Annotated in this window: 13 protein-coding genes; 3 read left to right on the forward strand and 10 right to left on the reverse strand. The window is 38.7% G+C overall.

Features of this window, described 5'->3' with window-relative positions; all coding sequences use genetic code 11:
• Nucleotides 1-7: 7 nt before the first annotated feature.
• On the reverse strand, nucleotides 8-946 hold the full coding sequence (gene rnz / locus FGL90_RS00615) for a ribonuclease Z (RefSeq protein WP_010620034.1): 939 nt from the start codon (nucleotides 944-946) through the stop codon (nucleotides 8-10).
• A 419-nt stretch (nucleotides 947-1,365) separates the two neighbouring features.
• Here rnz and FGL90_RS00620 point away from each other — a divergent pair, with 419 nt between their 5' ends.
• Both FGL90_RS00620 and FGL90_RS00625 read left to right on the forward strand, forming a co-directional pair.
• Nucleotides 1,366-2,109 carry a hypothetical protein gene (locus FGL90_RS00620; RefSeq protein ID WP_010620036.1) on the forward strand — a complete coding sequence of 248 codons (744 nt, stop codon included), beginning with the start codon at nucleotides 1,366-1,368 and terminating at the stop codon, nucleotides 2,107-2,109.
• A gap of 81 nt (nucleotides 2,110-2,190) precedes the next feature.
• Nucleotides 2,191-3,569, forward strand: a protein-coding gene (locus FGL90_RS00625; RefSeq protein WP_147656468.1) for an IS3 family transposase whose coding sequence is annotated in 2 segments (ribosomal slippage) — nucleotides 2,191-2,680 and nucleotides 2,680-3,569 — 1,380 coding nt in all. Because the reading frame shifts where the segments join, the coding sequence is not laid out codon by codon here.
• A gap of 45 nt (nucleotides 3,570-3,614) precedes the next feature.
• Here FGL90_RS00625 and FGL90_RS00630 read toward each other — a convergent pair.
• The 5 genes from FGL90_RS00630 to FGL90_RS00650 all read right to left on the reverse strand — a co-directional run bounded on the left by FGL90_RS00630 (nucleotide 3,615) and on the right by FGL90_RS00650 (nucleotide 11,099).
• Nucleotides 3,615-5,537, reverse strand: coding sequence for an acyltransferase family protein (locus FGL90_RS00630; protein WP_147656470.1), 1,923 nt, complete (start codon nucleotides 5,535-5,537; stop codon nucleotides 3,615-3,617).
• A gap of 44 nt (nucleotides 5,538-5,581) precedes the next feature.
• The gene (gene obgE / locus FGL90_RS00635) at nucleotides 5,582-6,880 is read right to left on the reverse strand and encodes a GTPase ObgE (protein ID WP_010620038.1); all 1,299 of its coding nucleotides are present in this window, start codon (nucleotides 6,878-6,880) and stop codon (nucleotides 5,582-5,584) included.
• Nucleotides 6,881-6,972: 92 nt separating this feature from the next.
• A complete protein-coding gene (gene uvrC / locus FGL90_RS00640) occupies nucleotides 6,973-8,763 on the reverse strand; it encodes an excinuclease ABC subunit UvrC (protein WP_147656472.1) in 1,791 nt (596 codons plus the stop codon).
• Nucleotides 8,764-8,890: 127 nt separating this feature from the next.
• Nucleotides 8,891-9,637, reverse strand: a complete 747-nt coding sequence (locus FGL90_RS00645) for an amino acid ABC transporter ATP-binding protein (RefSeq protein WP_147656474.1) — start codon at nucleotides 9,635-9,637, stop codon at nucleotides 8,891-8,893.
• Complete coding sequence (locus FGL90_RS00650) at nucleotides 9,627-11,099, reverse strand: ABC transporter substrate-binding protein/permease (protein WP_010620041.1); 1,473 nt, start codon at nucleotides 11,097-11,099, stop codon at nucleotides 9,627-9,629. The genes FGL90_RS00645 and FGL90_RS00650 overlap by 11 nt, the downstream gene beginning before the upstream one ends.
• A 137-nt stretch (nucleotides 11,100-11,236) precedes the next feature.
• Between FGL90_RS00650 and FGL90_RS10355 the strand changes: the two genes are divergently transcribed.
• Nucleotides 11,237-11,407, forward strand: coding sequence for an SPJ_0845 family protein (locus FGL90_RS10355; RefSeq protein ID WP_010620042.1), 171 nt, complete (start codon nucleotides 11,237-11,239; stop codon nucleotides 11,405-11,407).
• Nucleotides 11,408-11,482: 75 nt separating this feature from the next.
• On the opposite strand, the gene argH is transcribed toward FGL90_RS10355, so the two are convergent.
• The 4 genes from argH to yihA all read right to left on the reverse strand — a co-directional run bounded on the left by argH (nucleotide 11,483) and on the right by yihA (nucleotide 15,238).
• Nucleotides 11,483-12,862: an argininosuccinate lyase gene (gene argH, locus FGL90_RS00655; RefSeq protein ID WP_147656475.1), complete on the reverse strand. Its 1,380-nt coding sequence runs from the start codon at nucleotides 12,860-12,862 to the stop codon at nucleotides 11,483-11,485.
• The gene (locus FGL90_RS00660) at nucleotides 12,852-14,150 is read right to left on the reverse strand and encodes an argininosuccinate synthase (protein ID WP_010620044.1); all 1,299 of its coding nucleotides are present in this window, start codon (nucleotides 14,148-14,150) and stop codon (nucleotides 12,852-12,854) included. The genes argH and FGL90_RS00660 overlap by 11 nt, the downstream gene beginning before the upstream one ends.
• 193 nt (nucleotides 14,151-14,343) lie before the next feature.
• Nucleotides 14,344-14,643: a nucleoside triphosphate pyrophosphohydrolase family protein gene (locus tag FGL90_RS00665; RefSeq protein WP_010620045.1), complete on the reverse strand. Its 300-nt coding sequence runs from the start codon at nucleotides 14,641-14,643 to the stop codon at nucleotides 14,344-14,346.
• Complete coding sequence (gene yihA, locus FGL90_RS00670; RefSeq protein WP_029327563.1) at nucleotides 14,633-15,238, reverse strand: ribosome biogenesis GTP-binding protein YihA/YsxC; 606 nt, start codon at nucleotides 15,236-15,238, stop codon at nucleotides 14,633-14,635. The genes FGL90_RS00665 and yihA overlap by 11 nt, the downstream gene beginning before the upstream one ends.
• Nucleotides 15,239-15,310 lie beyond the last annotated feature (72 nt).

Genomic DNA, 15,310 nt, shown 5'->3' on the forward strand with positions numbered 1-15,310 from the left:
GTTCCCATTAATGTCTAGATTTATCAAATGGAACTTCTATCTCATCAAAATCCTTCACAACTTTAGTGTCTGAAAATACCTTTTTGGCTTCTTTTTCAAGTTCATGCGCCATTTTAGAGGTATATCTTGCTGAAATGTGCGTTAGTAAAAGTTTCTTAACGCCCACCTTCTTCGCAACTTGAGCAGCTTGGATGTTAGTTGAATGATAATAGTTATAGGCCAAGTTGCCCTCACCTTTTCCAAAAGTACTTTCATGAACTAATACATCAGCATTAGTCGCAAGCTCTGCAATATTAGCCGTTTTTCTCGTATCACTAATAACGGTAATAATTCGGCCTTTTTGTGCGTTACCAATAAAATCTTGACCATCTAAAACGCGACCATCAGGGAGTTCAACCGTTTCCCCTTTCTTAAGTCGACCGTAAAGTGGTCCAAAGGGAACGTTGGCTGCCTTTACCTTATCTGCCATTAGCTCACCTGGATGATCTTTTTCAACAACTCGGTAGCCAAAACAATCTATCTTATGATCTAAAGGTGCCATATAGACGGTAAATTTATCATCATCATAAATTTCCCCAGGCTTTTCTAACTCTTCAAACTTAATAAAATAGGACAGTTTTGTTTCTGTGACGTGTAAACTCGTCATGACAAAATTTTTAATTCCTTTTGGTCCGTATATCGTTAACGGTGTTTCTCCACCTTGAAATGAGCGGCTACTTAACAAGCCAGGTAATCCAAAAATATGATCCCCATGCAAATGTGAGATAAATATTTTATCAATCTTTCTCGGTTTTAATGTTGTTCGAAGTATTTGCTGTTGTGTCCCTTCTCCACAATCGAAGAGCCACACTGAGTTCCGCTCTTCCAGGAGCTTTAAAGCAAGACTTGAAACGTTTCTAAACTTTCCTGGTACACCTGCACCAGTTCCTAAGAATTCTAATTGCATATTGTTATCCTTTTCTAACTTAATAGTCTACTTTTATAATTAATCCATTTAAATTTTACTTTCATTTTTGCCTTATCAATTGTAGCATACATATAGGAAATTGCGATTTATTAATCGCGGAATTGAGGATAAAATGCAGCTTTCAGACTTTCGAATAATGAGCTCTGATCTAAGACCTGACCTACTAATATACGTCGAGTATCTCGGTAAACAATTACCGGTTGTCGATACTTTCCTAAATAAAAATACTCTGGTACTCTTAGGTGGTGACAAAGAACCGCTATCCTTAACCTCATTACTTAATATCACGAAAGAATTGTCCGAATCTCTTAGTATTTTTGTAAAAAAAGATTCGCCGACTCGGGTTTATGGATTCAAAATTGAAGGAAATAAAATTATCATTAATTAGGAGACCATCCATGAATAAAAAGTTTTTAGTAACCGCAATATTGCTGCCATTACTCCTTTTGGCAGGATGTCAATCTACGAGCAAACCATCAGAGAATGATAGCAGTCACAATTCAGTAAAAACTTCCGAATCCTCTAAAGCAAGCGAATCAAGTAAACTTCAAGCTTCGAAGAACGAGACTCAAGCCAACTTTTCCGTTCCATCAAAGGATAAAAAGAGTGAACAATACGTTAAGAGTGGTAAATTGACTAAAATTAATCAATTTAGTTATGATTCGTTAGGAACTAAGCTCACCCTAAAAAGCAGTAAAACGAGTCATTTAATCACCCAAAATAAGCAAATTAAATATGAACTGACCAACCATAAAATTTATCAGAATAAAGCGACTACTAGTCGAGCAGTCGATGCAGCAGAAACTGCCTTTTCTACCGTAAAGATAGGATCTTCTTATACCACGCTTCAGCTAAAATTCACGGTCACTAATTATTTAAACAAACCTATTTTAATAGATGGTGTCAGTCGAATTAAGTTTAATAATGCAGGAACAGTTAGTTCTGCGTCTGGACTGAGTGATTCAAGTGCCGGCCAACAAATCAAGGCGAATTCATCAAAAAGTTTTTTTGCCATGGCACTGCTACCTAATGATCGTTTGAAAAAGCTTAATCCCGTTTCAATCAGTTTTTCTGGTGGATATAATTCTACCGGTTCCCAAATTGCTAAAACACCAGCAACTCTTCAATTACAATTGGAATAATAAAAAGACAAAATCGACCTGCACAGGAAGATTGAAGTGAACCCCCGGTATTGGACCAAATCCAATACCGGGGGTTTTACTATGACAAAATACACTAAACTATTTAAATTTAAGGTTGTTCAAGACTATTTGACCACTTCGCTCGGACTTAAGTTAATCGCTCGTAAATACCAGATCAAAAGTTATACAACCGTTAATAAATGGATCAGACAATATCAACATTTCGGTACTGAAGGACTTGAAGTTAGAAGACCAGGAAAAGTTTATGATGGCTCCTTTAAGGTAAATGTTTTAAAATGGATGAAAACGAACCAGGCGTCCTTAACTGAAACTGCCCTTAACTTCGATATTTCTGCGCCGTCCACAATCTGGCAATGGCAACGTTCTTTCGAAAGAAATGGTGTTGATGCCTTGTATCGTGGTAAGGGGCAACCAAAGCTAATGCCAACGAATAAACAAAACAAGAAAGTTAAGAAGCAAAGTGAACTAGAACATTTACGCGAAGAGAACGAATTACTAAAGATTGAGAACGAATATCTAAAAAAATTGAAGGCCTTGGTTCGATCACAACAAGACGACGAGCACAAATCATCCAAGAATTAAGGTCGAGCTATAAGCTTGTCAAGATCCTCAAAGTAGTTGGAATGGCCAAAAGTACATACAGCTACGCTGTAAGTCACGTTGCCGTTGATAGCGACAAAGACGCGGGACTTAAACAAACAATTACTGATTTCAAGACTAAGGCTCCTGCGGCGGGTTATCGTCAGGTTACTGGGCAATTACGCGAAATGGGTATATTCGTTAACCACAAGAAAGTATTACGCTTGATGCGAGAATTAAACCTACTGTCGACTGCCTTTAGTAAACAATCTCGAAAGTATAATTCTTATAAAGGAACGGTTGGCACTATTGCGAAAAACAGACTTAACCGCCGGTTCATGTCAGATCGTCCTTATCAAAAATTAACGACAGACATTACTGAAATTCGTTGGGGCAAGAAAACGATTGAAGAGCGTGCTTATTTTACGTGTATCTATGATTTGTTTTCTGGCGAAGTACTTAGCTATAATATTTCTTTAAATCCAACTGTGACATTCACGACAAAGGTTTTAGAGTCAGCAATCAATCGCATTCCCAAACAATTAGGTTATCGCACAACAATCCATTCAGACCAAGGATTCCAATATCAGAATATTCGTTGGGTTCAGATTTTGAAACGACGTCGAATTATTCAAAGTATGTCTCGAAAAGCAACCTGTTTAGATAACGCCGCAATGGAAAGCTTCTTTCACATAATGAAAGCAGAAGTGTACTATCAAAAAGAGCTCAATACGCTTGAAGAGTTAACTTCAGCAATATCGAGCTGGATTCAATATTATAATTTTTCTAGAATTAAAACAAAACTGGGTGGTAAGAGTCCGGTTAAATACCGAACTCTTACCACCCAGAAAGTTGCTTAAAGTTTCGTCCAATATTTGGGGTTCACTTCAAGATTTTGTCTTTTTTTATTTCTCAGTTTTTGTCATTGATCTAGCAACTAAACCAGCCAAATATTTGTTACCCGTCGGATTAGGGTGAACGTGGTCATCATAGAACCATTTACTTTGATTTTTACTAATTGAATGCCAATCAATAATCTTCAAATTATCATAGTGTGCAGGCGCTTCCTGCAGTTTTTGATTAACTTCACGTTCCCAATTTCGCGTTGGCACATGCGTATTAATCCAATAGACATGCCGTTTAGGACCAATTGCCTTCATAACGTCATCCAGTTGATCATCAGACATTGGGCTGTTCGTACCTAGATTAATCAGAACCGTATCATTTAACTGACCTTTCGCAGCCAGCCCCTTAATAACATCGGGAGCATCCCAAATTTGACGTCCAACTTTTGCAGAAATAATCATTTGTGGAAAAATCCGTTGCAAATCTGCTGAATTATCCGCCAAAATTGAATCACCCACTGCTGTCACTTTCATAACTTTAGCCTTGTCCAATTCAGTTTTAGATAGTTGATAATCCGTTGCAATTGCTTTTTCCTCACCAGTTAGACTGGCAGTTTTTTTAGATTCCAGCTTTTCAGTTGCTTGTGAGGAGCTTTTAGATTCGGCTTGTTTTTTCTTGATTGCTTTATTGCGTGCATTGGCAGCTTTTGTGTTGGTAGCAATTTTCTTTTGAAGTGCCAAATCGCCTTGATTTGCTCGACTTGGCTTCGTCACAGCACCCGTCATGGCAACAATTAGGATTAAGATAGCGGGAACCAACCATAGACGTTTCCATCCATACGGAGACTGCTTCTTAACAAACCTTCGAATCGAAGTACCTATATGACGATAGTGATACTTTCGAAGTGGCCCTTCTAGATATCGATATGAAAGATCACTTGCTACTAAAATTAAAATAACTTCGATAGCCGCGTGAAAAAGTGGATGAGCTGCAATATTAGTCATTTTGGCTTCGTAAAAAATCATAATTGGAAATTGATACAAATAAATACCATAGCTCCGCTTTCCTACCCAACTGAAAACGGGATTGGAAAATAATCGATTCATATCCGCACCCGGATGGGCGATTGTGGCAACTAAAATCGTTGAGAAAATAGTGAAAAGGAACATCCCACCAACATAGGTGAATCGGCTTTGACCTGACATTAAGAAAAACATCGCAATAATAATGATTAGACTAGCCACGCCCACACCGTTTAATGTAAATCGCAACCTTTGCGAGATGACTGGTTTTAACTTAGTAGCCGGCCAAACAAACGCAAGCGCAACACCAAACAGAACAGCAAATAATCTAGTATCAGTCCCGTAATAAACCCGATTGGATGATGCACCGCCGATTGTTAAAGCTGCCATCAAAATTCCGGACAAAATTGCTAATGAAAGTAAAATTTGAAAAATCTGCTTTCGTTGCTTAAAGAGTGCAAGCAGTCCAATTAAGAGCAGTGGCCAAATAAAGTAGAATTGGCCTTCAATCGAAAGTGACCATAAATGAGTAAACGGAGACTCACCATTAAATCTATCAAAATAGGACTGTCCGTGACCAATTTCCCACCAATTATAAATGTACAGGAAATTAGTCCAAATGATATCTTTTAACCCGGTCAGAAGACTTCGCTGAAACAGCGTAATATACGCGGCAGTTGCTAAAACCATTGCAACCAGTGCCGGATACAACCGCTTTAATCGCCGTTCATAAAAACCCACTAAATCAATTCGTCGGTTTTGTTCATATTCTTGTAAAAGTAAATCCGTAATCAAGTATCCAGATACCACAAAGAAAATGGGTACTCCTAGATATCCCCCTTGAAGTCGGTACGGTAGCAAATGATAGACAATGACACCAATTACCGCCAGCGTCCTAATACCATCAAAGCCAGTGATGTAACGACTATTTTTAAGTCGTCGCTCATTTGTCTTTTCCATTAAAACTTCCCCTTTTTATCGGCCCCTATTTGCCAATGACAACTCTATTCCACGTACTCAAAAGTGAAATCTTCAATTTGAACAAGATCACCATTTTTTGCACCCATTTCTTGCAGTTCATCATCGATACCCATTCCACGCATCTGCCTTGAGAATCTAGTTAAACTAGCCTCATGGTTTAAATCTGTCATTTGGAATAATTTCTCAATTCGCTGACCAGTTAATACCCAGGTTCCATCTTCATCTTGATTAATTTCAAAATCTGGAACGTTCTCAGGAATAACATCTTCTTCTGTCTCCAAATCATCAAGACCCTTAACTGGGAATTGAGGCGTCTTATCCAATAACTCAACAGTTTGAATAATTAATTGCTTCAGTCCGCTATGAGTCACAGCCGATATGGCAAAGATTTGCGGTTGATTTGGTAATGTTGTATCTTCCGCAAGCTGCTTTTTGAACTCTTCTAAATTTTCCGCAGCCTCTGGAATATCCATCTTTGTCGCCACAATAATTTGTGGTCTATCAAGAAGGCCTTCATCATACTTCCTTAACTCATCGTTAATTTTGTGAAAGTCATCAAATGGATCGCGATCTTCTGCCCCACTCATGTCAATTAAATGAAGCAACACACGAGTTCGTTCAATATGACGCAAGAATTGAATTCCTAGGCCAACACCATCTGCAGCCCCTTCAATCAGACCGGGCAAATCTGCAACAGCAAAATCACGGCCATCATCAAGCTTTACCATCCCTAAGTTAGGGACTAATGTCGTAAAGTGATATTCTCCGATCTTAGGCCTTGCACTTGTAATAACTGACAGTAACGTCGACTTTCCAACCGATGGGAATCCAATCAACCCAACATCGGCCAACATTTTAAGTTCAAGTTTAACTCGACGTTCTACTCCTGGTTCACCATTTTCTGCAAACTCAGGTGCCGGATTCTTTGGTGAGGCAAATCGAATATTACCTCTTCCACCGCGACCACCTGCGGCCACAATAATCTGATCATTAGAATCTACCAAGTCACCGATAACAGCGTTGGTTTCTTCATCGATTACAGTTGTTCCTTGAGGGACACGAATAATCCGATCATCGGCTCCTGCGCCTGTCATCCCTTTTATACCACCATTGGTTCCACTATTAGCTTTAAATTTTTGATTATATCTAAAGTCCATCAGGGTTCTTAGCCCCTCGTCTGCTCTAAAGACAACGTTGCCGCCACGGCCGCCATCGCCACCGGCTGGGCCACCATTTGGAACGTACTTTTCTCGTCTAAAGGCAACCATTCCGTTGCCGCCATTACCAGCTTTTACGTTTATTGTTACTTGATCTACAAACATTTATATTCCTCATTCTCTATCTGACGTTTTTCCTTTTTCCGAAGTTGTTATCCCCAAGATTATAACATGTTCTCCAACTGCTTCATAGTTGGTTATTGGCTGGTTTCATTCTGCTTTAGCGTTACTTTGATGGTGTCGACAACTGTGGTTGAAATACCAAGTTCTTTTAATTCATCAGGAGCGGCTTCAGCAATTTTTTTGATTGATCCAAATTTTCTAAGCAATTTATTTCTCGTTTTTGGGCCAACTCCTGGAATATCATCCAGTCTAGAGCTCAAAGAATGCTTTGAATGAACTTGCCGATGAAATGTTATTGCAAATCGATGAACCTCATCCTGAATTCTTTGAAGCAAATAGAACCCTTGAGATTTTGGATCAAAATGAAGCGGCGTATCACCTTCACTTGCAAGTAAATCTGCTGTTTTATGTTTATCATTTTTAACCATTGCAGCAACTGGGATATCTAAGCCCAGTTCATTTTCCATCACATCTTTTGCCGCATTAAGTTGAATATCGCCACCATCCATCAAAACGAGGTCTGGCATCTTAGCGTGCTCCTTCAGTAAACGTGTGTAACGCCGTCGAATGACTTCACGTGTACTGGCAGCTTCATCGGCGTGATCCACCGTTCGCAATTTATATTTACGATACAAGCTTTTATTAGGTTGTCCATCAATAAAGACGACCATCGCGGATACTAAATCAGCACCTTGAATATGAGAATGATCAAACGCCTCAATTTTATGGCCAGGCGCAATTCCTAGTGCCTTAGTAATCTCTTCCATTGCGCCAACCGTTTTCTGCTCATCAAGTTCCAGTAAACGAAACTTCTCTTCTAGCACGAGTCTGGAGTTCTTACCGGCCATTTCTAGCAATGATCGCTTTTCTCCCCTGACTGGAGTTCTAACTGGTAACTGTAAAATATCACTTAGAATTTCGTGGGGAATTTCTTTTGGAACCAGTATCTCTCGTGGTAACACATTATTTTTCCGATTATAAAATTGAAGGATAAAAGTGGTCATTTCCTCAATAGCATCGTTAACAACTGGGAATAGCCGTTTTTCACGTTTCATTAGGCGCGACTGGCGAATAAAGAATACCTGAATTGAAAGCCACCCTTTATCAAAGTAGAAGTTAAAAATATCTCTCGGTGTTCGGTCATTTGAAATAATTTTTTGCTTTTCAACAGTGACTTCGATGTAGTGAATCTGATCGCGCAATTCTGCTGCTCGTTCAAATTCCATGCTTTGCGCTGCTTTATCCATTCTTATTTTCAAATCTTTCTTTACATCTGCGACATTACCATTTAAGAAAGATTTTATTTTCTTTATTTGCTCTTCATATTCCTCAACTGGGACCTCTTTAAAGCAAGCCCCCAGACATTGTCCCATGTGATAGTAAAGACAAGGACGATGCTGGTAACCATTACAACGTCGCAACGGATAAACTTTTTCAAGGAAGTGTAACGTTTCTTCAGCTGCATAAACATTTGGATAAGGTCCAAAGTAAAACCCACCATCTTTACGAACGCTACTAACAATCTTCAATTGCGGATCACGTTCATTCGTAATTTTAATATATGGGTAGCCAGTTCCCTGTTTGAGCTTAATATTGTAATGTGGTTGATGTTTTTGAATTAATGTAATTTCAAGAAGAAAGGCTTCTTTATCAGTGGAGGTAATAATCGTTTCAAAATCAGCTATTTCAGACACCAAATGGGCCGTTTTCCCATCATGATGACTTTTAAAATAGGACCGCACCCGATTCTTTAAATTTTTTGCCTTCCCAACGTAAATAATTTTGCCATTTATGTTCTTCATCAAATAACAACCAGGAAGTCCAGGAAGTAGTGCTAGCTTATGTTCAATATGCTCTGAAGCCATCAAAATCCCCCCTATAGTCTTTAAATTCAGCTATTTTATTATAACCCGAATAAACGTTTGGTTCAATTATCACATCTTGAATCAAAAAGGAATCGGAATAATATTATTCCGACCCTTTATGCCACTACTAACTATTAATAATCTTACTAATAAAATCTTTTGCTCGGTCAGTTTTAGGATGATCAAATACTTCAGTCGGCGTCCCTTGTTCTTGAATATAACCGTCCGCCATAAACCAAATTTCATCTGCCACCTGCTTAGCAAATCCCATTTCATGGGTCACAACGACCATTGTCATTCCTTCTTCGGCCAGCTCTTTCATCACTGCAAGTACTTCTCCAACCATCTCTGGGTCCAAAGCGCTAGTAGGCTCATCAAAAAGCATTACTTGTGGATTCATTGCCAGTGCCCGGGCAATTGCTACCCGCTGTTGCTGACCTCCAGAGAGACTATCAGGATATGCATTTGCTTTTTCTTCTAGGCCAACCCGTTTGAGTAATGAACGGGCCTCTTTTTCAGCGTCTTGGCTGCTCATTTTTTTAACCTTAATTGGGGCGAGTGCTAAATTCTGAATGACCGTCATGTTCGGAAATAAATTAAAATTTTGAAAAACCATTCCCATTTTTTCACGCACCGTACTTAGTTCTTTTTCAGATAGCGTCGTTATTTCGGTCCCATTAAACTTAATCTGGCCCTTTGTTGGCGACTCTAACTTATTCAGGCAACGAAGGAACGTACTTTTCCCTGCCCCAGAAGGACCAATCACACAGATAACTTGTCCATCATGAACTTCCTCGGAAATGTTCTTTAAAACGTCATTTTTCCCATACTTTTTCGCTAAATCTTTTACTTCAATTACCGCATTATGAGTCATGTTGCATCCTCCCTTCGAAATGATTCAAAATTCTGGTCAGTCCAAACGTCAAAATAAAGTACAGAACCATCGCTACAAACACTGGCATAACGCCACGATAAGTGTCTGCACGCACGATATTTAGCTGATAAATTAAATCAGTAACCCCAATAATCGACACAATCGAGCTTTCCTTGATGAGCGAAATAAATTCGTTCCCCAACGCTGGCCAAATATTTTTAAGTGCCTGAGGTAAAATAACGGAACGCATGATATCCGTCTTCGACAATCCCAGACTTTTTGCTGCCTCGTCTTGCCCCTTAGAAACTGAGTCAATTCCACCTCTAATAATTTCAGCTATATACGCTCCACTGTTTAGGGAAACTGCTATTATTCCTGAAACGAGTGCAGGTAAATTGATGATAACCCCAACACCAAAGTAGACGAACAAGACTTGAACCATAAGTGGTGTCCCACGAACAAATTCAATATACCCCACTGCAATTCCCTTCAATAGTTTATTGTTGGCAAGTCGCATTAAGGCTAAAATAACTCCCAATAAAACACCAATGATTCCTGAAACAGCTGCTATGATTAGGGTATATTCAACCCCCTCTGCGAAATACTTCCAGTAATGGCCCATTGAGGTGTTCGCAGTATTAACTTTCAAATATTTTCCAGCTTGATTCAAATAAACCTTATTAATTAGATCATCTTTCTTTATTTCGCGAATACTTTTGTTTGCGGCCGCAACTAGACTATCAGAACCTTTTCTAAACGCAATGGCGGAACCCGTACTATTTTTATCTAACTTATAGGAAGAGTGAATCGCAATAACGCTGGAATCGTTCTTGGCGTATGCCTCTGCCGTTGGCTTTTCCATCCCTACTGCTTCCAATTTATGCGTTTTAAGTGCTAATACCAAATCTGTTCCTTTATCCATTCCCTTAATCGTAACTCCAGGGATATATTTTTTTGCCAAATTATATTGTAGTGTCCCCGTTTGAGCCCCAATTTTTTGGTTTGCTAACGATTTTTGATTTGGATATTTGCTTGCATCCGCTTTATTAATAAGGAAGTCTTGCCCACCCATATAATAAATGTCTGAGAAATCAACGCTTTGTCGACGAGATGGGGTTGGATTCATTCCTCCCAAAACCATATCCGCTTTACCGGTTTCAAGGGCAACCAGCAACGAATCAAACGTCATACTCTTAATCACTAGTTTGACGTGGATGTCTTTCGCTATTTTCTTTGCGATTGAGACATCCATCCCTACTATTTTGCTCTTACCTTTTTGATTAACCTGAAACTCATATGGCGGATAATCAGGGCTCGTCGCTAATACCAAAGTTCCCTTTTTTTGTACTGCTGCAAGTGAATTATCCGTCGCAGCATGAACGCTACTTGGCGCCATAGACATTGCAGTAATTCCCACTATGACCATTGCCATCATTATTAATAACTGTTTTAGTTCCTTCATTATTCTATTCCTCTTTATTTTTCAATTTTCCTGATAGCAATATTTCAATGTTTTATAAGATTCTGACTCAGATGGCAAACCATATGACAAACAACATTTTTTCTGCTATGATAGCGTCAAAGTAAGGAGATGGAGAAATGGCTATTAAAGTTAAACGTCAAGATGACTTAGACGCTATGTTTGGAAAATTTGCTCGAATGGATCCAAAAGACGCTAAACGTGATAAATTTCTAAAGCACGATGAAGCACATAAGGACCTCAAAAAGGCTAAGCCATTACTTGATCGGGACGATCATTTTCATAAATAATTAGTTAATTTTCGAAAAATGGTTAAATAAAATAAGGACTAGGATAAGCTCAGTGCTTGCCTTAGCCCTTATTTTTTATTGATTTAATTCTACTTTCGCTAATTCAATTTGTTTCTTAACCTGATCAAATCCAGTTCCACCTTCAGAATGACGGCGTTCTACCGCAATGGTTGGTTTCAAAACTTCATACACTTGCTGGTCAATTTTTGGATTTATTTTTTTATAATCCGTCAATGAAATGTCTTGTAAGTTTTGATGGTTTTGAATTCCCTTAAGGACTAATTCACCAACAATTTTGTGCGCTTCCCTAAATGGAATCCCCTTTGTTGCCAAATAATCAGCTAACTCCGTCGCGTTAGAGAAGTCATTTTCAACTGCCGCATGCATCTTGTCCTTATTTACCTTTAACGATTTCAACATTCCGTTCAGGACTTTTAAGGATGGTAGAATCGTCTTGATTGTGTCAAAAGTTCCCTCTTTATCTTCCTGAAGATCCTTGTTATAAGCAAGTGGCAAAGATTTCATTGTCGCAAGGAGACCCATCAAGTGGCCATATACTCGACCACTCTTACCACGAATAAGCTCTGCCATATCTGGATTCTTCTTTTGAGGCATGATTGAACTTCCGGTTGTGAAAGCGTCACTGAGCTCAATGTAGTTAAATTCATAGCTCACCCACATACTAAGCTCCTCACAGAATCGTGATAAATGCATCATTAAGATTGAAGCATTACTTAAGAATTCTAAGGCAAAATCTCTATCTGATACTGCATCTAGGGAATTTGCATATACTTTACTAAATCCCAATTCTCTGGCAACAAACTGACGATCAATCGGAAAAGTTGTGCCTGCCAGCGCTGCAGCACCTAATGGCAACATGTCTGTATGTTCTTCATTAAAAGTAAATCGCTCTTTATCTCGCTTTAGCATTTGATAATATGCCATTAAATAATGGCCATAAGAAATTGGTTGGGCATGTTGCAAGTGGGTATAACCCGGCATAATAGTCTCAACATTTTCTTCAGCTAGCTTAACTAACGTACTCTGAACCATGCCAATTTCATCGATAATTTTTGGTAATCGGTTCTTTAAATACAAATGAAAATCCGTCGCAACCTGATCGTTGCGAGAGCGGGCTGTGTGAAGTTTGCCTGCAACCGGACCAATTCTGTCCGTTAAAATCGATTCAATGTTCATGTGGACATCTTCGTTAACAGTTGAGAATTCAATCTTACCGGCATGTAAATCGCTTTGGATGCCTTCAAGACCTACAATAATTTGCTGAACATCTGAATCAGGCAAAATTCCTGTTTTACCAAGCATTTTAACGTGAGCCAGTGACCCTTCAACATCTTCATCCGCCATTAATTGATCGAAATTAATTGAAGCACCAAAATCGTTTACCCAACTGGCACTTTCTTCTTGAAAACGACCACCCCATAATTTAGTGCTCATACTTTACCTTCTCGTCCTTTTCTTGACCGGAAACTAAAACTTTTTCTGCTGTTTTTTCATGTGCAATTTGGTTTAGGAATGCTTTTTGTTTATTTTTAATGTTTACTTGTGAATAAACTTGAGTTGGTAATCCCCAAAGCTTTACGAAGCCTTTAGCTGCCTCTTGATCAAATGAATCAGCTGAGGTATAAGTGGCAAGATTTTTATCATAAAGTGAGTTGTCAGATTTACGTCCCAAGACGGTCACGTTTCCCTTAAATAATTGTAACTTAATTGTCCCATTGACCGATTCTTGGCTTTGTTTTAAGAAGGCCAATAAGCTGTCCATTAGTGGTGAAAACCATAAGGCATTATAGATAAGTTCAGTCAGTTGTTTTTCAATGACTGGCTTAAAATGAGCTAAATCCCGTTCAAATGTCATGTCTTCAAGTTCTTTATGGGCCTTAATTAAAACCGTTGCAGCGGGAGCTTCGTAAATTTCACGAGATTTGATTCCTACTAATCGATTTTCAATATGATCGATTCGGCCAATTCCATGTTTGCCAGCAATTTTATTTAATTTTTGAATAATATCAGCTAATTTCATTTCTTGATGATCCAGGGTAACGGGAACGCCCTTTTTAAAATCAATTTCAACAACCTCAGGCTCATTTGGTGTCTCTTCTAAGGGATTAGTCATCGCATAAGCATCTTCTGGAGCTGTTGCCCATGGATCCTCAAGCACACCCGCTTCGTTTGCACGTCCCCAAATATTTGCATCAATAGAATAAGGTGAGTCTAGGTCAATTGGAATCGGAATGTTATTATCTTTAGCGTACTTTATTTCTTCTTCACGTGACCAGTGCCAATCTCTCACTGGTGATAATACTTCAAGACTAGGGTCCAGTGCATGAATAGCAACTTCAAAACGAACCTGATCATTCCCTTTACCCGTGCAACCGTGTGCAACCGCAATTGCATCGTGCTCATGAGCTACTTCGACCAATTTTTTACTAATTAAAGGACGAGATAAAGCCGAAATCAATGGATATGAGCCTTCGTAATAAGTATGACCTTGCAAAGCGACTAAGGCATAGTTTTCAGCGAATTCATCCAATGTGTCAATCGCATAAGCTTCAACTGCACCTACGTTTAGAGCCTTTTGTTTGATAAAGTCGAGATCTTTTCCTTCTCCAACGTCAATACAACAAGCAATAACGTCATAGCCTTTATCTTTAAGCCAGGCCACTGCGACTGAAGTATCTAGTCCACCAGAATATGCCAAAACAACCTTTTTATTCTCTTCCATTTTGATTCCCTCATTCTCTAATTATTTTTTAATGAATTTGATAATAAAAAGAGAATATCATTATTATACATGACATGCAATCTTTATACATAAAAAACCGTAATATTCATAGATATATTCATAAATTCGGAATATTTTGGTTAATTCAGCCAAAAAAACAGCTATCCTCGATGAGGATAGCTGTTTCTACTTCTTAGTTTTGTTGTTGAAATCCGTTTGGATAACGCTTATTTAATCGCTCAATGTTATCTTTTGCGACATTATCAAATGGAATATCTGCCCATTCCGCAACTTGGGAAAGATACCACATCACGTCACCCATTTCCTTCGTCAACGCTTTTTTATCCAAGTTTTGACTATAGAAGGTATATTGTCTAACTAGATCAACGACCTCGCCAACCTCACTTGATAAACCCAAAGCACAGTTAGTTAAAACTTGTTCATTTCCATAAAGCGTACGATTAGCCGCCTTTTGATAATCATTAAATTCCAACTTCGTTACCTCCAAATGCTTGTGTCTCAATCCATTTCCATATATCTTCCTTACCCATTTTAGTTTGAGCAGAAAACATAATAAATGAATCTTTTTTATCAAATTCGAGTTTCTTTTTTATGATACTTTCTTGTTTGTTCCATTTGCCTCGCACAATCTTGTCGCTTTTAGTGGCAACAACTAAGATTGGAATTTCATAGTAGCTCAACCACTGATACATTTGCACGTCTTCTTGAGAGGGCTCGTGTCGTGCATCAACTAACGAGATAACTCCTTTTAATTGTTCACGCTGAGTTAAATAGGTTTCAATCATTTCTCCCCATTTTTCTCGTTCTTGCCTTGATACCTTGGCATAGCCATACCCTGGTACATCCACAAAGTACAGGTCTTCCTCAACTTTATAAAAATTCAAAGTTTGAGTTTTACCGGGCTGGCTAGATGTCCGTGCGTAACTTCTTCTGTTTATCAAAACGTTAGTCAATGAAGATTTCCCAACATTTGATCGACCGACTAGTGCAATTTCAGGATAACCTGTTGTTGGATATTGAGTTGGTGATACAGCACTCATTACGAGTTCAACGTTATTTACTTCCATCATTTGCGTCCTTTCATTTTCCCTCATACCATTCTACCATACCGTCGGACAAATAAAAAAAGCCGAAATAGA

It is taken from the genome of Secundilactobacillus malefermentans, assembly GCF_008033155.1.
Lineage (GTDB): Bacteria > Bacillota > Bacilli > Lactobacillales > Lactobacillaceae > Secundilactobacillus > Secundilactobacillus malefermentans.